At 38.8% G+C, this 24,470-nt stretch carries 20 protein-coding genes and 1 other annotated feature (1 of these 21 only partly in view); of the genes, 1 reads left to right on the top strand and 19 read right to left on the bottom strand.

What is annotated here, in order from left to right; all coding sequences use genetic code 11:
• Positions 1–49 precede the first annotated feature (49 nt).
• The 5 genes from rpoZ to E1I69_RS03855 all read right to left on the bottom strand — a co-directional run bounded on the left by rpoZ (position 50) and on the right by E1I69_RS03855 (position 4,997).
• Entirely contained in the window at positions 50–283 is a 234-nt protein-coding gene (gene rpoZ / locus E1I69_RS03875; RefSeq protein WP_136378295.1) for a DNA-directed RNA polymerase subunit omega, read from the bottom strand.
• Complete coding sequence (gene gmk, locus E1I69_RS03870; protein WP_136378294.1) at positions 283–900, bottom strand: guanylate kinase; 618 nt, start codon at positions 898–900, stop codon at positions 283–285. The genes rpoZ and gmk overlap by 1 nt, the downstream gene beginning before the upstream one ends.
• A gap of 12 nt (positions 901–912) precedes the next feature.
• Complete coding sequence (gene remA / locus E1I69_RS03865; protein ID WP_116350633.1) at positions 913–1,176, bottom strand: extracellular matrix/biofilm regulator RemA; 264 nt, start codon at positions 1,174–1,176, stop codon at positions 913–915.
• Positions 1,177–1,236: 60 nt separating this feature from the next.
• Positions 1,237–2,112, bottom strand: coding sequence for a YicC/YloC family endoribonuclease (locus tag E1I69_RS03860; protein ID WP_136378293.1), 876 nt, complete (start codon positions 2,110–2,112; stop codon positions 1,237–1,239).
• A gap of 191 nt (positions 2,113–2,303) precedes the next feature.
• Complete coding sequence (locus E1I69_RS03855) at positions 2,304–4,997, bottom strand: calcium-translocating P-type ATPase, PMCA-type (protein ID WP_136378292.1); 2,694 nt, start codon at positions 4,995–4,997, stop codon at positions 2,304–2,306.
• Between the two features lie 354 nt (positions 4,998–5,351).
• Here E1I69_RS03855 and E1I69_RS03850 point away from each other — a divergent pair, with 354 nt between their 5' ends.
• Positions 5,352–7,064 carry an Rqc2 family fibronectin-binding protein gene (locus E1I69_RS03850; RefSeq protein ID WP_136378291.1) on the top strand — a complete coding sequence of 571 codons (1,713 nt, stop codon included), beginning with the start codon at positions 5,352–5,354 and terminating at the stop codon, positions 7,062–7,064.
• A 22-nt stretch (positions 7,065–7,086) separates the two neighbouring features.
• On the opposite strand, the gene pyrE is transcribed toward E1I69_RS03850, so the two are convergent.
• The 14 genes from pyrE to ileS form a co-directional block, all read right to left on the bottom strand.
• Positions 7,087–7,719 carry an orotate phosphoribosyltransferase gene (pyrE, locus tag E1I69_RS03845; protein ID WP_136378290.1) on the bottom strand — a complete coding sequence of 211 codons (633 nt, stop codon included), beginning with the start codon at positions 7,717–7,719 and terminating at the stop codon, positions 7,087–7,089.
• Positions 7,716–8,432, bottom strand: a complete 717-nt coding sequence (gene pyrF / locus E1I69_RS03840) for an orotidine-5'-phosphate decarboxylase (RefSeq protein WP_136378289.1) — start codon at positions 8,430–8,432, stop codon at positions 7,716–7,718. Before pyrF ends, pyrE begins: the two co-directional genes overlap by 4 nt.
• Entirely contained in the window at positions 8,432–9,343 is a 912-nt protein-coding gene (locus E1I69_RS03835; protein WP_136378288.1) for a dihydroorotate dehydrogenase, read from the bottom strand. Before E1I69_RS03835 ends, pyrF begins: the two co-directional genes overlap by 1 nt.
• Complete coding sequence (locus tag E1I69_RS03830) at positions 9,340–10,119, bottom strand: dihydroorotate dehydrogenase electron transfer subunit (RefSeq protein ID WP_136378287.1); 780 nt, start codon at positions 10,117–10,119, stop codon at positions 9,340–9,342. The genes E1I69_RS03835 and E1I69_RS03830 overlap by 4 nt, the downstream gene beginning before the upstream one ends.
• Entirely contained in the window at positions 10,116–13,328 is a 3,213-nt protein-coding gene (gene carB / locus E1I69_RS03825; RefSeq protein ID WP_136378286.1) for a carbamoyl-phosphate synthase large subunit, read from the bottom strand. The genes E1I69_RS03830 and carB overlap by 4 nt, the downstream gene beginning before the upstream one ends.
• Positions 13,313–14,413 carry a carbamoyl phosphate synthase small subunit gene (locus E1I69_RS03820; protein ID WP_136378285.1) on the bottom strand — a complete coding sequence of 367 codons (1,101 nt, stop codon included), beginning with the start codon at positions 14,411–14,413 and terminating at the stop codon, positions 13,313–13,315. Before E1I69_RS03820 ends, carB begins: the two co-directional genes overlap by 16 nt.
• Positions 14,410–15,696 (bottom strand): dihydroorotase, encoded by a 1,287-nt coding sequence (locus E1I69_RS03815; protein ID WP_136378284.1) that lies wholly within the window; start codon positions 15,694–15,696, stop codon positions 14,410–14,412. Before E1I69_RS03815 ends, E1I69_RS03820 begins: the two co-directional genes overlap by 4 nt.
• Positions 15,693–16,595 carry an aspartate carbamoyltransferase catalytic subunit gene (locus E1I69_RS03810; protein ID WP_136378283.1) on the bottom strand — a complete coding sequence of 301 codons (903 nt, stop codon included), beginning with the start codon at positions 16,593–16,595 and terminating at the stop codon, positions 15,693–15,695. Before E1I69_RS03810 ends, E1I69_RS03815 begins: the two co-directional genes overlap by 4 nt.
• A gap of 171 nt (positions 16,596–16,766) precedes the next feature.
• Positions 16,767–18,080 carry a solute carrier family 23 protein gene (locus E1I69_RS03805; RefSeq protein WP_136378282.1) on the bottom strand — a complete coding sequence of 438 codons (1,314 nt, stop codon included), beginning with the start codon at positions 18,078–18,080 and terminating at the stop codon, positions 16,767–16,769.
• Between the two features lie 327 nt (positions 18,081–18,407).
• Complete coding sequence (gene pyrR / locus E1I69_RS03800) at positions 18,408–18,956, bottom strand: bifunctional pyr operon transcriptional regulator/uracil phosphoribosyltransferase PyrR (RefSeq protein WP_136378281.1); 549 nt, start codon at positions 18,954–18,956, stop codon at positions 18,408–18,410.
• 226 nt (positions 18,957–19,182) lie between these two features.
• Positions 19,183–20,091 carry an RluA family pseudouridine synthase gene (locus tag E1I69_RS03795; RefSeq protein WP_136378280.1) on the bottom strand — a complete coding sequence of 303 codons (909 nt, stop codon included), beginning with the start codon at positions 20,089–20,091 and terminating at the stop codon, positions 19,183–19,185.
• On the bottom strand, positions 20,066–20,554 hold the full coding sequence (gene lspA, locus E1I69_RS03790; RefSeq protein ID WP_136378279.1) for a signal peptidase II: 489 nt from the start codon (positions 20,552–20,554) through the stop codon (positions 20,066–20,068). The genes E1I69_RS03795 and lspA overlap by 26 nt, the downstream gene beginning before the upstream one ends.
• Positions 20,555–20,671: 117 nt before the next feature.
• A complete protein-coding gene (locus E1I69_RS03785; RefSeq protein ID WP_136378278.1) occupies positions 20,672–21,037 on the bottom strand; it encodes a TraR/DksA family transcriptional regulator in 366 nt (121 codons plus the stop codon).
• Positions 21,038–21,360: 323 nt separating this feature from the next.
• On the bottom strand, positions 21,361–24,129 hold the full coding sequence (ileS, locus tag E1I69_RS03780; protein ID WP_136378277.1) for an isoleucine--tRNA ligase: 2,769 nt from the start codon (positions 24,127–24,129) through the stop codon (positions 21,361–21,363).
• A gap of 97 nt (positions 24,130–24,226) precedes the next feature.
• Positions 24,227–24,470 (bottom strand) — a binding site (T-box leader); it runs 21 nt beyond the window's last position.

The following is a 24,470-nucleotide window of genomic DNA, read 5'->3' as shown; positions in this document are numbered from 1 at the left end:
CATACTTTGTAAAAAAATAACAACCTACAAGAGAGGTTGTTATTTTCGGTTATTCATTAATTGTTGGTGTTGTATCAACATCAGTCTTCTTATCAGTTGAATAATAAAGAAGACCTGCATCGATTTCTTCTAGTGCTTTACCAACTGACTTAAAGGATACAGGATTTTGTACCATTCCATCATTTTTTTCTTGCATGACTCTTGCCCGTTTAGCAGCAACAGTCACAAGCGTATATTTGGAATTTAATTTATTTAATAATGAATCAATAGATGGGTCTAACATTAAAAATCAACCTCCAGCATTTGTTTATAGCGTCTTGCCACACGGTCTCGTCGACAATGCTCAGCAGTAACGATTGCATTAATCCGATCGCAGGCAAGCTCAACTTGATCATTTTCAACCACATAATCATAGGCGTCCATCATTTCAATTTCTTCTTTTGCAACCTTCATTCTGTTAAGAATTAAATCATCAGTTTCAGTACCCCTCGTAACGATTCTGTTCTTTAATTCTTTCAGACTTGGTGGAGCTAAGAAAATGAATAAACCTTCTGGGAACGCTTTTCTTACTTGAAGTGCACCTTGAACTTCAATTTCTAAAAATACATCCTTCCCTTCTTGTAACGTTGATTCGACATAATCTATTGGAGTTCCATAATAGTTCCCCACATACTCTGCCCATTCAAGAAGTTTGTCATTTTGAATTAATTCTTCAAACTCCTCTTTCGATTTAAAGAAGTAATCGACACCATCGACTTCGCCTTCTCGAGGTTTTCTCGTCGTCATTGAAATGGAGTATTGAAATTTTGTATCAGGCTGTGAAAAAATGGCTTTTCGAACAGTTCCTTTTCCCACACCAGATGGCCCTGATAGAACAATTAGTAAACCTCTTTCTTTCATTCGTCCTTAACCCTACCCTTCGTCTGTTAGCTCTTCTTCTTTTGATAGTCTTTGTGCAACCGTCTCTGGCTGGACTGCAGATAGTATAATGTGGTCACTATCCATAATCATGACAGCACGTGTCCTTCTTCCATATGTAGCGTCAATAAGCATTCCTCGGTCCCTAGCATCTTGAATAATTCGTTTAATCGGAGCAGATTCAGGACTAACAATAGAAATAATTCTGTTGGCCGAGACAATATTCCCAAATCCGATATTTATTAATTTGATTTGCACTTAATCTCCCCCATTATGTACCCCTCTATTTTTGCCGCGAATATGGTTTACTAATCAAGCTTATTCTATATTTTGAACTTGCTCTTTTATTTTCTCTAATAAGCTTTTCATTTCCACCACATGCTTAGCAATTAAAGAATCATTTGCTTTTGAACCAATTGTATTGATTTCCCTGTTCATTTCTTGAACAATAAAATCAAGCTTTCTACCAATAGGTTCATTTGTTTGGACGGTCTCCCTGAACTGATTCATATGACTTTCAAGTCGTGTTAATTCTTCACTGATATCCGCTTTTTCCGCAAATAAAGCAACTTCTGTGAGAATCCGATTTTCATCAAATTCATTTCCAATATATTCCTTAATTCTTTTTTCAATACGGTCACGATAATGAGAAACTACTCTTGGTGCATATTCTTTGATCGTATGTATGTTCTCTTCGATTTGTCCAAGAAATAAAAAAATATCTTCGATTAACGCCTTACCTTCAACTTCTCTCATTTGTCTCAACTGCAGTGCTGCGCGTTCAATAACCTCTAGAACGACGGTTTCCAGTTCTTGGTTTTCTGTTTCTTTTTCTTCAATGGAGAGAATATCTTCATTTGAAAGCAGCTGCCCGGTTGTGATTTGATCAGTAAGCTGGTATTTATCTTGGATTTGCTTTGTTGATGTTACTAAGGCTTCTAATAAATCCCAATCAATAGAGACTGTTTTCGTAACAAGTCCTTCACCTTCAATTGTAAGAAATACCTCGACACGCCCTCTTTTTACATACTCGCCTATTGCTTTTTTTATTTTATCTTCAAGGAACAGTAGTTGTCTAGGTAATCTTACATTGATTTCAAAGAATCGATGGTTTACAGATTTTAACTCTGCATGAACGAAAAATGTATTGGATTCTTTTTTGGCACGTCCATAACCTGTCATACTTGCAATCATCATATCACATCCATTCCTTCAAAACAGGTATTTCTTTATATGTACACGTTCACCATAACAATTTATATTTTACCACTGTTTTTTAAAAGCGAATAGTTTTAAACCAATGAAAAAAGGTAATAGAGTATGATCTCCATTACCTCATGAATTATAACACAGTTTTATGTCTAAATTCCAAGTATTGCTCGATTTTATGCACGTGCTTCGGATTTTTTGCTTGTTAATAACGATCCTGCAAGTAGGAATGTTGGTAATGCTGACATTCCAATTACTAGGAGCCAATCTCTTGGTTCGATCGCATACGTCTTGAAAACAGGTTGTAGCGGCGGATAGTAAATAACAATTAACATCAAAAGAATAGATGAGATTACCGCCCATACTAAGTACATATTTTGGAATGGATTTCGATGAAAAATAGAACGCTCACTCCGACAATCAAATACATGGATTAACTGAGCCATGACAAGTGTTGCAAACGCGATTGTTTGCGCATACCCTAGATTGTTAGGGTCTCGATGATATACCACCATAAAGGCAGCTAATGTCGCAATACCGATTAAGAAACCGCGACTTATGATTTTCCAACCTAGGCCTCTTGCAAATACTCCTTCTTTTGGATGTCGGGGTCCATGTTTCATCAAATTACCCTCTGGTTGGTCAAGCCCAAGTGCCATCGCTGGTAATCCGTCTGTCACAAGGTTGACCCAAAGAATTTGAATTGGTACGAGTGGCAGTGGAAGAGCCATTAGCATCGCAAACAACATCACTAGAATTTCCCCAACATTGGAAGCTAATAAATATCGGATGAACTTTCTAATATTTTCATAGATATTTCTACCTTCCTTAATCGCTGCACGAATGGTTGCAAAGTTATCATCAAGCAATACAAGTGATGAAGCTTCTTTCGCAACATCTGTTCCTGTAATCCCCATCGCTATTCCAATATCAGATGCTTTAATTGCTGGAGCATCGTTTACCCCGTCACCCGTCATCGCAACAATATGACCTCTGCTTTGAAGTGCTTTAACAATTTTCAGTTTATGTTCAGGAGATACCCTTGCATATACATAGACATCATCAACAATGTTTTCTAGCTCTTCAACATCCATTTTCGAAAGAGCATTTCCATCTAGCACTTTGCCACCTGCTGGTAGAATTCCGAGCTGAGTAGCAATTGCTTTAGCCGTAACGAGATGGTCACCCGTGATCATGATTGTCTTAATACCTGCATCCTTACATTCTTTAACAGCTGCTCTTACTTCTGGGCGTGGCGGGTCAATCATCCCTTGTATTCCAATAAAGGTTAAATCACTTTCTGCCTCACGTTCAGATACTATTTGTTGATTTGGGCGTAATGGTTTAAAACCAACCGCAATTGTACGAAGCGCATTTGAAGCTAATCCTTCAATCGCATCTTTAATCTTATTTTCGTAATCTCGTGATAAAGTTTGTTGTTTATGATCCCAAAGAACCGATTTACTTACACCAAGTAAAACGTCTGGTGCCCCTTTTGTCACCACAAATTGATTTCCTGAACGATCCTTAACAATGACACTCATCATTTTCCTTGCAGAATCAAATGGGAACTCTTCAACGATCTCAAATTGGTTTGCTAAAAATTCATTTGAGAAGCCAGCCTTAATACCCGCTACAAGAAGAGCACCTTCAGTCGGATCACCATCAACAATAATGTCATCATCGGTTCGCTTTAATGAAGCATTATTACATAAAACGCCAAAGGTTAATAATTGTTGAAGGGTTTTGTGATCGGAAGGTATGATTTCTTTTTCTTCCGCAAAAAATTTCCCATTTACATCATAGCCTGTACCTGAAACAGTCCATGTTTTGCCACCAGACCATAGATGCGTTACCGTCATTTTATTTTGTGTCATTGTCCCTGTCTTATCAGAGCAAATGACAGATGCACAGCCTAAAGTTTCAACAGCTGGCAAACGACGGACAATGGCATTCTTCTTAATCATCCGTTGAACACCTAATGATAGTGCAACTGTAACAATTGCAGGAAGACCTTCAGGTATTGCGGCAACAGCCAAAGAAACTCCAGCTAAGAACATTTCATAGACTTCATGTCCATTTATAACACCCACAACAACAACTATAAGCGTTAAAATTAATGCAACTGTGATTAAGATTTTCCCTAACTGCTCTAGTCGTCTTTGCAATGGGGTAATCATCGTTTGTGCTGTTTGAAGAAGCTCTGCAATTTGCCCCATCGCTGTATCCATACCTGTACCCACTACAATTCCGACACCACTACCACGTGTTACCATCGTTCCCATAAACGCCATATTTTCTTGGTCACCAAGTGAAACGTCATCCTCATCACGAATGGGGTCAACTTGCTTTGTAACCGGAACTGATTCCCCTGTTAATGCAGATTCTTCAATTTCTAAGCTTTTCACATTTACTAATCGTATATCTGCACCAATCCGGTCTCCACTAGTGAATTTGATAATATCCCCTACCACAAGTTCTTTAGAAGGAGTTCGAACCCATTCATTATTTCGGAATACATTCACTTGAGGTGCAGAAAGCTCTTTTAAAGCTTGAAGCGATTTTTCTGCTTTTCGTTCCTGAAAAAAACCTAAAAACCCATTGATTAAGACAATCGCCATTATCGCAATGGCATCGATGTATTCCCCTAACAACCCGGAAACAAGAGTTGCCGCAAGTAATACAAGAACCATAAAATCCTTAAACTGAGCTAAAAAAAGCAAAAGTGCTGAAGGGCGTTCTGCTTCCTTCAATTCATTATATCCAAATTGCTTTTGTCGCTGTTTCACTTCGTGGTCGGAAAGACCGCTAGAAAGGCTTGTATTAACTTTTTTTTCGACTTCTTCTGACCTAAGCTCATACCACTTCATCCGTCTTTTACACACCCCTCACAATAAATCAAATGCGCCTTGGCGTATTTGCCGCCCGATTTTTTTAGGCCCACACGATGTGGGTCACAAAGACGTTGCCACAGGAAGTGGCGTTCCTAGTCTTTGGTCTTACGATCGAAAAATTTCCTTTGAAAAATCGTAGCATCCGCCGGAGGCTTGAACTTAATCATTAGAAGTGGAAACTTCTGATGATTAATGTTCTATCTATGAAAGCTTATTCAGTCTCGTCCAAAAAAATGCTATACTTTTTCTAAGTCACCTTTTTGTTGGTACAATTGTTTGAAGAGATGTAGAAGGCCTTCCTTCTATTGATATAGAAAAGAGGAAATTGATATGACATTCGATGGGATATTCACTAAACAAATCGTGAATGAATTACAACAAACACTAGAAAACGGAAGAATTTCAAAAATTTATCAACCATATAAAAATGAATTAATATTTCAGGTTCGTTCAAATGGCAGGAATCAAAAGCTATTGCTTTCAGCTCACCCAAGCTATGCCCGTATTCATGTGACAAATGAATTATATGATAATCCACATGAACCACCGATGTTCTGTATGCTACTGCGCAAACATCTTGAAGGCAGCATCATCGAAAATATTCGTCAGGTAGACATGGACAGGATTATCATCTTTGATATGAAGGGTCGAAATGAACTTGGTGATGTTTCATTAAAACAACTTATCATTGAAATTATGGGCAGACATAGCAATATCATTCTTGTTGATGCCCAAAAGCAAACCATTTTAGATAGTATTAAGCACGTCTCCCCAGCGGTCAATCGACACCGCACTGTGTTACCAGGCTATACATATGTCGCACCACCAGCCCAAGAAAAGACGGATCCTTTTACAGTCGACGAAGAATTATTTTTGGCAAAAATCGATTTTAATGCTGGTAAATTAGATCAGCAAATTGTAAATAAGTTTTCTGGCATTTCTCCGCTATTTGCCAAGGAAGTTGTATATCGAGCTGGAATAGCCAACCGGAAAACATTGGCTGGACCATTTTTATCGATGATTGATGCCTTAAAGCAACATCAAATCACACCACAAATCATTACAAAAGGGCAGAAGGACTTTTTCTATATCCTTCCTTTACAGCATATTGGCGGTGAGGCAAGAGAATTCGCTTCAATTAGTGAAATGCTTGATCGTTATTATTTTGGAAAAGCAGAACGGGATAGGGTTAAGCAGCAAGGAAACGATTTGGAACGGTTTATCGCGAATGAAAAATCGAAAAATGAAAAGAAGATTAAAAAGCTTGAAGCAACCTTAGTGGAATCCGAAAAAGCTGAAAAATATAAACTATTTGGCGAGCTATTGACCGCCAATATGTATGCAATTTCCCGCGGTGATAAGGAAGCAAAGGTGTTAAATTACTATTCCGAAGACAATGAGATGGTAACAATTCCTATAAGCCCGCAAAAAACGCCATCTGAAAATGCTCAGAGCTATTTTTCAAAGTACCAGAAGGCAAAGAATGCTGTTGCGTATGTCATGCATGAAATAGAAAAAGCAAACGAAGAAATTGCCTATTTTGATTCTCTGTTACAACAAATCGAATCTGCTGCACCAAAGGACTTACAAGAAATTCGTGAGGAACTTATGGAGGAAGGCTACCTTAAAAACAAACAACAAAAAGGGCATAAAAAAATAAAGCCGACGAAACCGTCCATTGAGCATTATCAAGCGAGTGATGGGACTGATATCCTCGTTGGTAAAAATAATAAACAAAATGATTATTTAACGAATAAATTAGCAGCTAGAGATGATATTTGGCTTCATACGAAAGACATTCCAGGTTCACATGTCATTATTAGAAGTAAGCAACCAACAAATGAAACGATCCTTGAGGCTGCAACCATTGCCGCATATTTCAGCAAGGCCAAAAACTCATCCTCCGTACCAGTCGATTACACATTGGTTCGTCATGTCAAAAAACCAAATGGTTCAAAGCCAGGTTATGTAATCTATGACAATCAACAAACTGTATATATAACACCAGAAGAGGATGTAATACTAAAACTTAGAAAACCCTAGGAACGAATTCCTAGGGTTCTTTTTACGCTTTACTTGTATTCCATTCAGCTGGGTTTTCTCTCCAGCTTTGAAGACTATCGATATCATTTTCAGTTACGACATTTTTTTCTAAAGCTACTTCGATTAATGTAGGATAATCTGTTAGTGTATGTGCACTAAGTTTTGCTGCTTGTAAACGATCTGCAGCTGCTTGAAGCTGATATGAGAAAATTGCCACAATACCTGCTACTTCACATCCTGCTTCACGAAGGGCTTCAGCTGCAGTAATCGCACTACCACCAGTTGAAATAAGGTCTTCAATCACCACTACTTTGTGTCCCTTCATTACCTTGCCTTCAATTTGATTTCCTTTGCCATGTGCTTTTGCTTTACTGCGAACATAACACATCGGTAATTGTAACAAATCACTTACCCAGGCTGCGTGAGGAATTCCTGCTGTTGCTGTTCCTGCTATTACTTCCACATCTGGATAGTGAGTTTGAATCAATTCGGATAGTCCCTTTGCTATTTCTTTACGAACATGTGGAAATGAAAGGGTCATACGATTGTCGCAATAAATAGGAGATTTCAATCCTGAAGACCACGTAAATGGTTCATTTGGCTGTAAAAATACAGCACCAATCTCTAATAAATGTCCAGCAATTTCTTTATTCATACTTGTACCCCTTCCCATGCTGCTTTCATTTGTTTGTATGTTTGTAATGGGTTATTCGCTCTTGTGATCGAACGGCCGACAACTATCGCAGAAGATCCTAATTCTCGTGCCTTTTCGGGTGTAACAACCCGTGCTTGATCACCAACTTCATCAGAAGCCTGACGAATTCCTGGAGTGACTGTCATAAATTCGTTTCCTAGATGGTTGTTAATGACTGGAACTTCAAGAGACGAGCAGACAACTCCATCTAATCCGCTTTTTTTCGTTAATGTGGCATATTCAACAACTACATCTAGTAGATTACGTTCTATTAATATTTCGTTTCTCATTACGTCTTCAGTTGTACTTGTAAGTTGAGTGACGGCAATACACTTAGGTCTTGATCGCCCGATGGATGTTCCCGCTTCAAGTCCTTCTCTAGCTGCTTCCATCATCTTCTTTCCGCCTGCCGCATGCACATTGACTAGGTCAACACCAAGTCCAGCAAGACGCTTCATGCTTGAATATACCGTATTGGGGATATCATGAAGCTTTAAATCTAAGAAAACAGAGTGGCCTTGCTCTTTTAAAAAATGAATGACTGATGGGCCTTCTTGATAATATAATTCCATTCCAACCTTCACGAAAAGCTGTTCTTCTTGAAAGTCTGCTAGAAAATGTTTCGCAACTGTTAGGCTTGGAAAATCAAGAGCGATTATGAGGGGACGATTCATTATTTCCAGCTCCTTCCTTGACATTCAGATATATGATTAAATCCATATTTATCTAGTAAACTTGGAAGCTCCTCAATGATTGTAGGGCAAACATAAGGGTCAACGAAGTTCGCGGTACCTACTGCAACAGCACTTGCACCGGCATAGAAATATTCTAGTACATCTTCAGCTGTTTGAACCCCTCCCATTCCAATAATCGGAATAGACACGGCCTGACTTACTTCATGAATCATTCGAATGGCAACTGGTTTAATTGCCGGACCTGATAAACCACCTGTTTTATTCGCTAAAATCGGATGTCCTGTTTTAAGGTCAATGCGCATTCCAATTAATGTATTAATCATCGTTAAACCATCTGCACCCGCTTCTTCTATTGCTTTTGCCATCTCAACAATATTTGAAACATTTGGAGATAATTTTACATAAACCGGTACACTTGATGCATCTTTCACATATTTCGTCAGCTCTGCCGCAACCTTTGGAATTGTACCGAAAGCAATTCCTCCTGTTTTAACATTCGGACACGATATATTTAATTCAATTGCATGAACATTAGGTGCTTTTGAAATTTCCTTAGCTACTTCGACATAGTCTTCGATTTGTGAACCAGCAACATTGGCGATGATCGGTACATCAAACTGTTCAAGCCATGGTAGCTCTTCAGACAATACCTTCTCAAGCCCTGGATTTTGTAATCCAATTGCATTCAGCATTCCTGCACTTGTTTCTGCTACTCGTGGGGTTGCGTTCCCGAATCTTGGTTCAATGGTTGTTGCTTTGATCATTATCGCACCTAGCTTGCTTAAATTATAAAACTTAGAGTATTCTTTTCCGAATCCAAAGCAACCAGATGCTGGCATAACGGGATTTTTTAATGATAAACCTGGAAGTTCAACTTGAAGTCTATTCATAGGATCACCTCTCCAACCTTAAATACTGGACCATCACTACAAACCTTTTTATAGGAAGACCCGTCAGGATCACTTTGAAGATGACAAACACACGCAAAGCATGCGCCAATCCCGCAGCCCATTCGTTCTTCTAAAGAGATATATGCATTTTGATCTGGATATTTATTTTCAAGTGCCTTAAGCATCGGTGTCGGCCCACAGGAATAAAGGGTATCAAATGTGATTCCATACTTATTTATGACATCTGTCACAAACCCTTTAGTCCCGACAGACCCATCGACTGTGGCAATATGAGTTTTTCCTAACTCATTAAATTTTTCTTCATAAAAGACTGCAGATTTTGATTGAAATCCAAGGACATGGATGACATTTACACCTTTTGCAACTAATTGCTGTGATAATTCATAAAGAGGTGGAACACCAATTCCTCCACCGACAAGCAATGCGGTTTCACCTGTTCTGACTTCATCAACCGGAAAACCACGTCCAAGGGGACCAAGGACGTCAACTGATTGATCGATGTTTTTTTCAGAAAGGACTCTTGTTCCGAGTCCTTCCCTCCGATAAATAAATGTGCATTCTTGGATTTGATGGTTAATATTTGCAATACTAATCGGTCTTCTTAACAATGGGTCAATTCCATCGCTTACCTTTATATGGACAAATTGCCCGGGTTCGCCCATTTCCTGCACTAAATCCCCTGCTAGGGTAAGCTCAAAAATATCCTCTGCAATTTGCGAGTGGCTGACAACCTTCATTTGTTCCTTTTTAATCATGAGTGTACCACCTCACGCTTTTGCACGTGAGAACCCATGGATTCGCTTGAAAATGTCATTGATTCCAACACCTTCACAATTGCTTTTGCTGTATCTAATGATGTTAAGCATGCAACTCCATTTTCAACGGTTTCACGACGAATTCTAAAGCCATCTCTTGCAGGCTGCTTTCCTTTTGTTAAGGTATTAATGACGAATTGCGCTTTTCCTTGTCGGATAACATCAATTAAATTTGGTTTTTCTGAACCAATTTTATTAACAACTGTTACTGGGATATTTGCCTTTTGTATATAGCTAGCAGTACCACTTGTTGCTAGAAGTTGATAACCAATCATATGGAATCGTTTTGCTATTTCAAGGGCTTCTTCCTTGTCTTTATCTGCTACCGTCAGTAACACAGAACCGTATGTTGGAATCGTGATGCCTGAAGCTACTAACCCTTTATATAGTGCTTTTTCTAACGTATAATCTTTACCCATTACTTCCCCGGTTGATTTCATTTCAGGACCAAGGGAAATGTCCACATTGCGAAGCTTCGCAAATGAGAAGACAGGAACTTTTACGTACACTCCCTCACTTTCAGGGTGTAATCCTGTTTTGTATCCTAATGAAGGTAAGGAGTTGCCGAGAATAACCTTTGTTGCGATATTTGCCATTGGTACGCCAGTAATTTTACTTAAAAACGGGACTGTACGGCTTGATCTTGGGTTTACCTCGATGACGAATACTTCCTCGTTATAAACTACAAATTGAATATTTAATAGACCGATAATATTTAAACCTTTTGCAAGTGCGATAGTATGGTCAATGATTTGTTGTTTTACAGGCTCTGATAATGTTTGAGGAGGATACACAGCAATAGAATCACCCGAGTGGACTCCAGCACGTTCGATATGCTCCATGATTCCTGGAATATAAACGGTTTCCCCATCAGAAATTGCATCCACTTCGATTTCTTTACCCGTCAAATAGCGATCAATAAGAACCGGATGCTGCGGATTAATTTTCACCGCATTTTCCATATAGTGAAGGAGCTCTTCTGTTTGATAGACAATCTCCATTGCTCTTCCACCTAAAACATATGACGGTCTTACAAGTACAGGGTATCCGATATTTTCAGCAATCACGACTGCTTCTTCTACTGATGTTGCAGTTTTTCCTTTTGGCTGCGGAATCCCAAGTGAAATAACCGTTTGCTCAAATTTATCCCTGTTTTCTGCTCGGTCTAAGTCTTCCAATGATGTACCTAAAATTTTAACGCCCCGTTCTGCTAATGCACTTGCTAGATTGATAGCCGTTTGACCGCCAAACTGGACAACTACACCTTCTGGTTGTTCAAGGTCTACGATGTGCATGACATCTTCGATTGTGAGTGGCTCAAAATAAAGCTTATCTGAAATACTGAAATCCGTTGATACTGTTTCAGGGTTGTTGTTAATAATGATTGCTTCATATCCCGCTTGATTAATTGCCCAAACTGAGTGAACTGTTGCATAATCAAACTCCACACCTTGACCAATCCGAATTGGTCCAGAACCAAGAACGATGACACTTTTGCGTTCTGTTACAATTGACTCATTTTCTTCTGCATAAGTTCCGTAATAATAAGGTGTTGCAGATTCAAACTCTGCTGCACATGTATCTACCATTTTATAAACCGGGAGGATTCCTTCTTGTTTACGGGTTTCGTAAATTTCTATTTCCGTCGTATTCCAAAGCTTTGCAATTATTGCATCAGCAAAGCCTCTCTTTTTCGCAAGTTTTAATGTTTCGAGATCACCAACATTTTGGCGTAAAGTGTCTCCAAGCTTAATCATATTTTCAAACTTTTGCAGGAAGAATAAATCAATTTCACACCATTCATGAATTTGCTGGATCGTGATGCCTCGTCTAATAGCCTCTGCAAGATAGAATAGTCGTTCATCTCCCGCTTTGCGAATTCGTTTTTCAATCGTAGCTATATCAGCATTTGTTGCATCTTCAAGTTCTACATGGTACACGCCCGCTTCAAGAGAACGCACGGCTTTTAAAATGGATTCTTCAAAATTTCTTCCAATCGCCATAACTTCACCAGTAGCCTTCATTTGTGTCCCTAGTCTTCGATTTGCAGACTCGAACTTATCAAATGGCCAACGCGGAATCTTTGTAACGATATAGTCTAATGCTGGCTCGAAAGAAGCATATGTTTTTCCCGTAACTGGGTTAATCATTTCATCGAGTGTTAACCCTACTGCAATTTTTGCCGCAAGCTTTGCAATCGGATAACCAGTTGCTTTAGAAGCTAAAGCCGAAGAACGGCTTACACGCGGATTTACCTCGATAATATAGTAATTAAAGCTGTGAGGATCAAGGGCTAACTGCACATTACATCCCCCTTCAATACCCAATGCACGAATGATTTTTAAAGATGTATTTCTTAAAAGCTGATACTCACGGTCACTCAATGTTTGACTTGGTGCGACAACAATTGAATCACCAGTATGAATACCAACCGGGTCGATGTTTTCCATATTACAAACAACGATCGCAGTATCAGCCGAGTCCCGCATTACTTCATATTCAATTTCTTTATAGCCTGCAATGCTTTTTTCTAAAAGACATTGGGTCACTGGACTATTTTTCAAACCACTTGAGACAATTTCAATCAATTCTTCTTCGTTATTACAAATTCCGCCGCCAGTACCTCCTAATGTGAAGGCTGGTCTTACAATCACAGGGTAGCCAACTTGTTCAACAAACCCATATGCCTCTTCTAAATTATGGATGATGTCACTATCTGGGACTGGCTCATTAAGTTCATTCATTAAACTACGGAATAAATCACGATCTTCAGCTTGCTCAATTGCTGTAAGTGTCGTTCCTAAAATTTCTACCCCACATTCTTCGAGTACGCCTGATTTTGAAAGCTCTACAGCCATATTTAAACCCGTTTGCCCTCCTAGTGTGGGTAGGATTGCATCTGGTCTTTCTTTTCGAATAATTTTACTTACAAATTCTAAAGTTAATGGCTCTATATAAACCTTATCTGCAATTTCAACGTCTGTCATGATCGTTGCAGGGTTTGAGTTAACTAAGATAACTTTATAGCCTTCTTCCCTAAGTGCTAAGCAGGCTTGTGTTCCTGCATAATCAAATTCTGCTGCTTGGCCAATGATGATTGGACCTGAACCGATTACTAATATGGAGTTAATGTCTAAACGTTTTGGCATAGCTCTTCGCCTTCTTTCTTGAAGTTTTCAATCATCTGTAAAAAGTCGTTAAATAAGCTATTTGCATCCTCTGGTCCCGGAGAAGCCTCAGGGTGATACTGAACTGTAAAAGCAGGATAATCCAAATGACGCAGTCCTTCCACAGTTCCATCATTAAGTGCTAGATGTGTTACTTCAAGTCTAGTCGTTGCTAATGATTCTTCTTTAACTGTATATCCATGGTTCTGAGAGGTAATGGCAACCTTGCCCGAAGCTAGGTGCTTTACTGGATGGTTAGAACCTCTATGTCCAAATTTCATTTTTTCAGTGTCTGCTCCACATGCTAACGCGAATAATTGATGTCCTAAACAAATCCCAAAGAGAGGAACCTTACCTAAAACCTCATTTATCATCGTAATTGCTTCAGGGACATCTTTCGGATCCCCAGGGCCGTTAGATAACATGATTCCATCAGGATTTAAGCGAAGAATTTCTTCTGCTGATACATTATAAGGAACGACAATGACATCACAATCGCGATTATTTAATTCTCGTAAAATTCCATGCTTCATTCCGAAATCAACTAATACAACACGCTGTCCTCTACCTGGACTAGGATAAGATCCTTTTGTAGAAACCTGTTTCACTTGGTCAGCAGGTAATGTTTTATCTTTTAATTGGTTGATAACTTCATTCACATCGACATCCATTCCACAAATAGAACCCTTTAATGTTCCATATTGACGGATGATTCTGGTCAGTTTTCTTGTATCAATTCCAGAAAGACCTGGAATGTTTTTTAATTTAAAATAATCGTCTAGACTAAATTGACTCCTAAAATTTGACGGGTGGTCACACACTTCATTTACGATAAAACCGTTTATTGCTGGATGGATTGATTCAAAATCATCCCGATTTATGCCATAGTTTCCAATCAACGGATAGGTTAAGGTTACAATTTGTCCACAATAGGACGGGTCAGATAGAATTTCTTGATACCCAGTCATGCCAGTATTGAAAACAACCTCTCCGAATGTGTCTTCCTCACTTCCAAATCCCTCTCCAACCATAATGGTCCCGTCTTCTAAGATTAGTTGTCGCTTCATGCTAGAACACTTCCCTTCTGCCAAACAATGCTGCCATTTACGAATGTCATGACTGGCCATCCTTTACATTCCCAGCCTACAAACGGTGTATTTTTTCCTTTTGATACGAGGTTATCTGGATTGATTGTTTCTTTTGCTTCTAAATCAATGATCGTTAAATCAGCAGTTTTCCCAATTTCTAAGCTTCCACATGGTAGCTTAAATGTGTTTGCTGGTTTGCTAGTTAAAAAGTCTACTAATTGCTTTAAAGTGATTTTATTTGTTTCAACAAAGTGAGTGTAAAGAAGTGGGAAAGCTGTCTCTAAGCCAACAATACCAAATGGTGCTAAAGCCATCCCTTGTTCCTTTTCCTCACTTGAATGTGGGGCATGATCGGTTGCGATAAAATCGATTGTTCCATCAAGAAGACCTTCAATAAGTGCTTCCAAATCCTCTTTTCCACGTAATGGAGGATTCATTTTATAATTTGTGTCAAAGCCTGGAATATCGTTTTCACATAGCAGTAAGTGATGCGGAGTAACTTCAGCAGTTACATGAATTCCTGCACGCTTCGCATCTCTAATAACTCGTACAGATTCCTTAGTACTTACGTGACATACATGATAATGACAGCCTGCAGCTTCAGCTAATAAAACATCCCTTGCAATATGTACAGATTCGCACACAGAAGGAATTCCATTAATCCCATGCTTCTTCGAAAATTCACCCTCATGAACAGCACCTTTATTAATGAGCGTATTTTCTTCGCAATGAGCAACAATTGGCATATCAATAGCTGCCGCTTGCTTCATTGCTTCAAGCATCATTCCTGCTGATTGAATTCCAACACCGTCATCTGTAAATGCGAATGCTCCAGCTTCTTTTAACCCTTTCATATCTGTTAACTCTTCACCAAGCTGACGAATAGTGATAGATGCGTATGGAAGGACATGAACATGAGCCGTATCCTTAATTCTTTGTTGTAGCCAGTTCATTTGCTCGACTGTATCTGGAACTGGTCTTGTATTTGGCATTGCCGCAATCGTTGTAAACCCACCTTTTGCAGCAGCAAGGCTTCCGGTTTCAATGGTTTCTTTATGTTCCCCACCAGGCTCGCGAAGGTGAACATGGACATCAACGAGTCCAGCTGATACAAACATCCCTTCTACATCAATAACCTCACAATTGGTTTGAACTAGTTCCGTTCCAATTGCTTCAATTAAACCGTCTTTGATTTTGATATCTGCAGCGATTAACTCACCATGTTCATTTAGAATCTTTGCGTTTTTTAGTAATGTGCTCATATTAAAATTCCTCCTTCTACCTGCTGTAAAACTCTTTTAAGTACGGCCATCCTTACAAATACACCATTTTCCATTTGCTTAAAAATTCTTGATTCTTTCGCTTCGACTAATTCACTTGCCATTTCAACGCCACGATTAATTGGAGCTGGATGCATGATGATACTCCCTTTTTTCAAGTTTTTTCCTCGTTTTAGCGTTAAACCGTATTGTTCATGATATTCTTCTTTCGTTAGGCCCATGGATGATTGATGACGTTCGTGTTGTATCCGCAGAAGCATTACGACATCTGCTTGTTTAAGTCCTTCATCGAGATCTACATATTCACCATATGGATTTGTATGATCCTGCCACTCTAATGGAGCAGAAAAATAAACTTTTGCACCGAGTCTTGTTAATGTTTGCGCATTTGATCTTGCGACCCGGCTATGACGAATATCGCCTACTATTAGAACATTTATATCTTTGAATCTAGTAAACTCTTGTTTAATCGTTAATAAATCGAGGAGAGATTGTGTAGGGTGATGACCACATCCATCACCTGCATTAATGATCGGAATGGTGATTCCAGTCTTAAGTTCGTTGAAATATTCATCGTTTGGATGACGAATCACCACTGCATTAGCACCGATTGATTGAAGTGTTTTTACGGTGTCATATAGACTTTCACCTTTTTGAACGCTTGAGGTCATCGCCTCTAAATGTAATACATCTGCACCTAATCGTTTTTCTGCAACTTCAAAACTAAAGCGAGTGCGCGTACTAGGTTCAAAGAAAAGGTTGGCTACAAATGTTTGTTTTTCAAGCTTCCATTTACTTCCTTGGGCAAAAAGCTCTGCATCAAAAAGTATACGGTCAATATCTTCAATACTTAATTCGGTCATCGTAAGTAAATGAGTCATTCTCTCTCCTCCTAATTAAGTCTAATGTCTATAAAAAACACCCTTACCTATATCTGGTAAGGGTGTATGAAATCTGATTTTGGTTAAAAAAGGGTAAAGAAAATTATACCCCTCCTTCGCAAAACCTGACACCCTTAATAACCTCTCTGGGTTATTTTAAAAGGTGTTGCACTATGCAACAGAGTCATCATCCTCAAGATGAGTCTCATAAATATCTTCATCTTCCTTCACTTTTCCACCAGGAAGAACGATGTTTAGTAACACACCAATGATGGCAGCCAATGCCATACCGTGAATTTCAAAACCTAACACTCTAATGAAGGCTCCGCCAATTCCAACAACAAGGATGACTGAAGAAATAACTAAGTTTCTGTTTTCACTAAGATCTACCTTGCTATCCACTAACATCCGTAAACCTGAGGAAGCGATGATTCCGAATAACAGGATGGAAATTCCGCCCATGACCGGAGTTGGAATCGAACTGATTAACGCATTGATTGTTCCACTGAATCCGAAGAAAATCGCGACAACTGCTGCACCACCGATTACATAAACACTGAATACACGAGTGATCGCAAGGACGCCAATGTTTTCCCCATAAGTTGTGTTTGGTGGGCCACCAAGAAGTGATGCAATCATCGTTGCAACTCCATCTCCCATAATCGAGCGATGTAATCCTGGCTGTTTAATCAAATCTTTTTGAACAACTTTACTTAACACCATTTGATGTCCGATATGCTCGGACAAGGTCACAACCGCTACTGGAACGATTAAGGCAATCATGTCCATCGAAAAATGTGGTGTGTATGAAACAAACGGGATAATAAAATCTGGCATTTCAATAAATTTCGCTTGTTTGACAGCTGTAAAATCCACTAATCCAATTGCCAGTGCATATACATATCCACCGATAATTCCGATTAACACCGGAATTAGATTTAGGAAACCTTTAAAGAAGATGGTTGCGATAATCACGATTGCTAATGTAACTAATGCCACTGAAAAATGCTGTAGGCTGTATGCGCCATTTGCATCATTCATTGCCATTCCTACTGCTGTTCCCGCTAGGCTTAATCCGATAACAATAATGACCGGACCAACAACCACAGGCGGCAGTATTTTGACTAGCCATTTATGTCCTGTTGCTTTAATGATGAGTGCTACAACCCCATATACTAAACCAGCTAGTAAACTTGCCATCATTGCAGCGCCTGGACCATCAGCTGCAATTGCCGTTTGAAGTGGGATGATGAAAGCAAAGGACGAACCTAAGTATGCAGGAACCTGACCTTTTGTGATAAGTAAGAATGCGAGTGTACCTAATCCACTGGAGATTAGCGCAACCCCAGGACTAATTCCTACTAGATACGGTACCAGAATTGTTGCACCGAACATTGCAAATAAATGTTGCAGGCTAAGTATTGCGAAGAGACCTGCTGATGGTTTTTCTTTTATGCCTAAAACAACCTTTTGGTTATCTTTCATTACCTTATTTCCTCCTCATGTTTAACATACCCAAAACAAAAAAATCTTTGTGTTTTTTACACAAAGAGGTACACAAATCCTTACATGTAGAGAAGGAATGTAACCCCTTTGTTAGCCTCTCTGGACTACAATTAAAGGGTATTTATTTGTCTAGCTTCAGCGCCTTGAAACTCGAGAAACTTCAACTCCTCCTTCAGAAGCAAAGAACGCTTCTTTTGTCGGAGTCTTCGACGCACAGGACGTGCTAGTGCCGACGTTGCCACAGAATGTGGCGCCTTTAGTCGGCCAGTTTTCTCGTTTCTGTACAAGGAGCTTACGCATTTCGTTTTATTTTTTATGGATGGTTACTTGGTCTGTTTGATCAATTTCTTCTAGTTCCACCACTATTTTTTCCGAGTTGGACGTTGGAATGTTTTTTCCAACATAATCAGCTCGAATTGGGAACTCTCGATGACCTCTATCAATTAAAACAGCTAGTTGAATTTGTGCGGGCCGTCCGATATCAATCAGTGCATCTAATGCTGCCCGTACTGTTCTCCCAGTAAATAATACATCATCAACGAGGATGACTTTTTTATTGGTGATATCAACTGGTATATCAGACCCTTTGACAATCGGTTCTTGATCTGCTGTCTTTGTTGTTAAATCATCTCGGTATAATGTAATATCTAGTTCACCGATGGCAATCTTTTTGCCTTCAATTTGTTCGATTCGACTTGCAATACGTTTAGCCAAATAAATTCCTCTCGTCTTGATCCCAACGATTACACAATCCTCGATCCCTTTGTTCTTTTCAATGATTTCGTGAGCTACTCTTGTTAATGCTCTTCTAATTGCCTGATTGTCTAATACTACAGCTTTTTCAGTATCCGCCATTCGTACCACCTCTCTTACATGGATAACTCCCTTATTAACGAAAAAAGTCCTCCCACCGCTAGTGAGAGGACAAAGAGATTTTTACACAGAGATATAGATATAGCTATCCCAATGTAATTTCCGTTTCCTTCTCAGCCTCACGGGACTGATTTTAAAGGGGCTCATTTAATTAAGTTAATTTTAATGTTCGTATCGAATTTTGTCAATCCTTTTATGTGACAAAATTTTAATGACGAAGTTTTTCAAGAAGTTCCTCAAAATAAGCAGGTAGTGGGGCTTCAAATTCAAGATACTCTTTCGTTCTTGGGTGAACAAAGCCCAGTAGTCCTGCATGTAAAGCTTGTCCGTCAAGTTCTAATGTTTTCTTAGGTCCATACTTTGGATCACCTGCTAACGGATATCCTATATATTTCATATGAACACGAATTTGATGGGTCCTTCCTGTTTCAAGCTGACATTCAATAAAGGTAAAATCTTTAAAACGCTCTAAAACATTAAAATGAGTAACGGCAACTTTACTGTTCTCATCAGTAACCGTCATACTTTGACGGTCCTTTTTATCTCTTCCTATTGGAGCATCTATTGTCCCTTGGTCATGCGGTATGACTCCATGGACAATTGCTTTATATTTACGAGTGACTGTCTTTTCGACTAATTGATTTACTAAAGATTCATGAGCAACATCATTTTTTGCAACCATTAACAGGCCTGAAGTGTCTTTATCAATCCGATGGACAATCCCCGGGCGAAGAACTCCATTGATCCCCGATAAATCCTTGCAGTGAGCCATAAGACCATTTACAAGAGTGCCACTGACATGACCTGGAGCAGGGTGCACGACCATTCCCTTCGGTTTATTGACAACAAGAACGTCTCCATCTTCATAATAAATATCCAAATTCATCTCTTCAGGAACAACATCAAGCGGTTCCGGATCTGGGATGACTATTTGAATTTTGTCGCCAAGATTTACTTTATAATTGGGTTTTGTTTTATTCTCATTAACCGTAATGTTTCCATCCTTAATCCAAGTCTGAACTTGAGTTCTTGACCACTCTGAATTGAAGGCTGAGACAATTTTATCAATTCGGTCATTTTGCTGATGTTCCTCAATCGTTAGTTCGAATTGATTCATTTGATTTCTCCTTTTCTAATTTCCCTTCAAACAATGTTAATAATAGGATTAAACCAACACCTATAACAAGTGCGGAATCGGCAATATTAAAAATTGGGAAATTATATGTAAAAATGTATGTATCTATAAAGTCGACAACTTCTTTACGAAAGATACGATCGATAAAATTACCAATTGCACCTCCTAGCATCAATGAAAGCGCAATGCCAAATAAACGCTGGTTTGGTTTGAGACGTTGAATGTACAGAACAAGCATAACCACAACGACTATGGTGATAATATAGAAAAACCACATTTGTCCTTGTAAAATTCCCCATGCTGCACCACGGTTACGATGTGAAGTTATATACAAAAAGTTTGGAATAATTTCAATTGAGTCCCCGAGTTCCATAAAACGGACAATGACCCATTTTGTAACCTGATCTAATAAAATGACAAACAAAGCTATTAAATAATAATACACGTAAACGCCCCCATGTTAACAAACTTTACCTTTCTGCATTTTAGCACATGATTGGACGACTGTACAATTATTTGAGGGATAACGCAAGCAGTAGCAGAAGGTAAACCTTCACTTCTGCTACACTAAATATAGATGGTTTTCACGTTGAGGAGATATGACTTTATTTCTGTCATATAAATCAGTGAAGGAAAATTCAAAAATGGTTCGAGCTGTTGGAAGAATCCTTAATTTCTCGATTGGAATTTCTGCACCTGTTTCTTCACAAATTCCAAAGCTTCCGGATTTCATTTTGTTTAATGCTCTTTCGACATCATATAGGTCTTCTTTTATATGACTGATAATAAATTTTTCTTTTTCAGACTGCTGATTCTGAAAGAGAAATTCTTGACTTACCTCATATTGTGTTGACTGCCTCAACCTTGATAATAGTTCCTTCTTCGTTAATTCTAACTCCGCTTTAATCTCTGCATACTGACCGTTCATTGGAACGCCTCCTTATCATGCTTTTGATTAAATGCATTAGAACATTTCTATTTCTATAAGGTAGTAAAGTTAGTGTTACCGATAAAGGTTTGTGTTAAAGCCAACAACTTTTTCCTGTAAGTTGAAAAAATGACGCTTTAGAGTTTCATTCTTTTTCAATATATTGTCACTGTTTCCAATTACATAATACGTTCTTCTTATAAAATATTGACGGTTGGCAAGCATTTTTTAAGTTTACAGTTATATTAACGCAATATTTCAAGATAATCTTTTGACCATAAAAAAGTGCCATGAACCTTAAGATTCATGGCATTTTTCCTAGATTAGTTTTGGTAATTTTCTTTTACAACGGATGCACAGCGTGAGCAAAGAGTTGGATGATCTTGGTCTTCGCCAACAGTTGGTGTTACGACCCAACAACGATCACATGTTTCGCCTTCTGCTACACCTACAACGATCTTTACTTGTTCAAAAGCTTGTGCATTTTCTGGTGCATCTTCAAACGATCCACCAATTTCAAATCCTGATACAATGAATAATTGCTTTAAGTTTTCTTCAACAGAATCTAAAAGGGCTTTTGTTTCCTTATTCGGATATAATGTAATGCTAGCCGCTAACGATTTTCCAATGACTTTTTCATTTCTTGCTGCTTCTAGTGCTTTAAGAACATCATCACGTAGCTCCATAAATGAATCCCATTTAGCTTCTACTTGATCAGCATTTGGAATTTCAACTGAATTAGGCATATCAACCAATTGAACACTTTCTTCTTTAACAGAATCGATATGAGACCATACCTCGTCTGCTGTATGTGGAAGAATTGGAGTTACGAGCTTAGTTAAACTTAATAATGCCTCATATAACACTGTTTGAATCGAACGGCGATCCTGTTGATTAACGGGTTCGATATATAAAATATCCTTCGCAAAATCTAGATAGAAAGAGCTTAACTCGATTGTACAGAAATTATGAACAGAGTGGTAAACACCCGCAAATTCATAATTTTCATAGGATGTTTTAACCTTATCGATTAATTTATTTAGCTTAACAAGAATATAGCGATCTACTTCACGCAATTCATTTACAGGCACTGCATCTGTTTCTGGGTTAAAGTCACTTAAGTTACCAAGTAAGAATCGGAAGGTATTTCTGATTTTACGGTACACCTCAGCAACCTGTTTTAAAATCGCATCAGATACACGAACGTCTGCTTGGTAATCAACCGAAGCTACCCAAAGACGTAAAATGTCTGCTCCCAGTTGTTTCATAACCTTCTCAGGAACAACTACATTACCAAGTGACTTACTCATCTTACGGCCTTCACCATCTAGTGCAAAACCATGGCTTAGTACGCCTTTATATGGTGCTTTTCCAGTCACCGCTACTGCAGTTGATAATGATGAGTTAAACCAGCCACGATATTGGTCTGAACCTTCTAAATATAGGTCTGCTGGACGTTGTAAGTCATCTCTTTCTACTAAAACAGCTTGGTGGGAAGAACCAGAATCAAACCATACATCCATAATATCTACTTCTTTTGTAAATTGTCCATTTGGACTTGATTCATGTGTGAATCCTTCAGGCAATAAATCTTTTGCTTCACGTTCAAACCAAACGTTTGATCCATATTCTCTAAATAGCTCAGATACATGGTTAATGGTTTCATCTGTGATAATTGGTTCACCATTTTCACCATAAAAAACAGGAATTGGAACTCCCCAAGCACGTTGACGTGAAATACACCAATCTCCTCTGTCACGAACCATATTATAAAGTCGTGTTTCGCCCCATGCTGGAACCCATTTCGTTTCTTTCACAGCTTCCATTAGCTCATTTCTAAAATCCTTAATTGACGCAAACCATTGAGCTGTTGCTCTAAAGATGGTAGGTTTCTTAGTACGCCAATCATGTGGATAAGAGTGAGTGATGAAGGAAAGCTTTAAAAGAGCTCCAACTTCATTTAGTTTTTCTGTAATTGGTTTATTTGCCTCATCATAGAATAAGCCTTCAAACCCTTCAGCTTCCGCTGTCATATATCCTTTTTCATCAACCGGACAAAGAACGCCGATTCCGTATTTTTGACCAACGATAAAGTCGTCTTCCCCATGTCCTGGAGCTGTATGAACACATCCAGTACCTGCATCCGTTGTAACGTGTTCACCAAGCATGACTAATGAGTCACGGCCATAGATTGGATGGGATGCCACCACATTTTCTAATTCACGACCCTTGAAAGTTTTCACGACTGAAACATCTTCCCAGCCGATTTCTTTAGTTACCGCCTCTAAAAGTGCGGATGCTACGACATATTTTTGATTGTCAACACTGACCACACTATATTCAAGATCTGGGTGTACGCTAATTCCAAGGTTCGCTGGAATTGTCCAAGGTGTTGTTGTCCAGATGATAATTTTTTCGTCGCCCTCTAATACACCTTTCCCATCCTTAACATGGAATGCAACATAGATAGACGGTGAACGCTTATCTTGATATTCAATTTCAGCTTCTGCAAGTGCTGACTCACTTGACGGAGACCAATAAACAGGTTTAAGTCCTTTGTAGATATAGCCTTTTTTTGCCATTTCTCCAAACACTTTGATTTGTTGTGCTTCATATTCTGGTTTTAATGTGATATATGGATTCTCCCAGTCACCACGTACACCAAGACGTTTAAATTGCTCTCTTTGGTTATTGATTTGCTCATATGCATATTCCTCACATAGCTTACGGAATTCTGCAACACTCATCGCCTTACGATTAACCTTTTTATTCTTTGTAAGAGCTGTTTCAATCGGCAGTCCGTGCGTATCCCAACCTGGGACATATGGTGCACAATAGCCATTCATTGATTTAAAACGAACAATCATATCCTTGATAATTTTATTTAGGGCATGCCCCATATGAATATCACCATTCGCATAAGGTGGTCCATCATGTAGGACGAATAATGGACGCCCTTTTGTACGTTCTTGAACCTTTTGATAAATATTCATTTCTTTCCATTGTTCTTGAATCTGAGGTTCCCGATTTGGGAGATTTCCACGCATCGGAAAATCCGTTTTTGGCATTAATAACGTGTCTTTGTATTCCATAACCATTTCCTCCTAATAATCGTTCCAACTTTGTTGCAGCTTGTTACAGTATGTGGCTAATGTTTCTCATTTAATACAAAAAGACCTTCTCATCCCAAAAAGGGACGAGAAGGTCTCTCGCGGTACCACCCTTATAGACGAATATTTCTCATTCGTCCACTCGACATTCGTAACGTGAATGATTCGCGAAATGCTTACTTAGAAATGATTAAAGGACAGCCTTCAACCATTTTTATGTGTTCAGCACCGAACTCCGGGGTGATCTTCATTCTTAACGCTTATATCAGGCTTCCACCATCCCTGACTCGCTTTCAAAATGGATAAGACGATATAAGAACTAC

Origin of the sequence: Bacillus timonensis (genome assembly GCF_004799755.1) — a bacterium.
Classification (GTDB): Bacteria; Bacillota; Bacilli; order Bacillales; family Bacillaceae_L; genus Ferdinandcohnia; species Ferdinandcohnia timonensis_A.
Note: the sequence above shows the minus strand (reverse complement) of the source record. Positions and strands in the feature narration are given on the sequence as shown.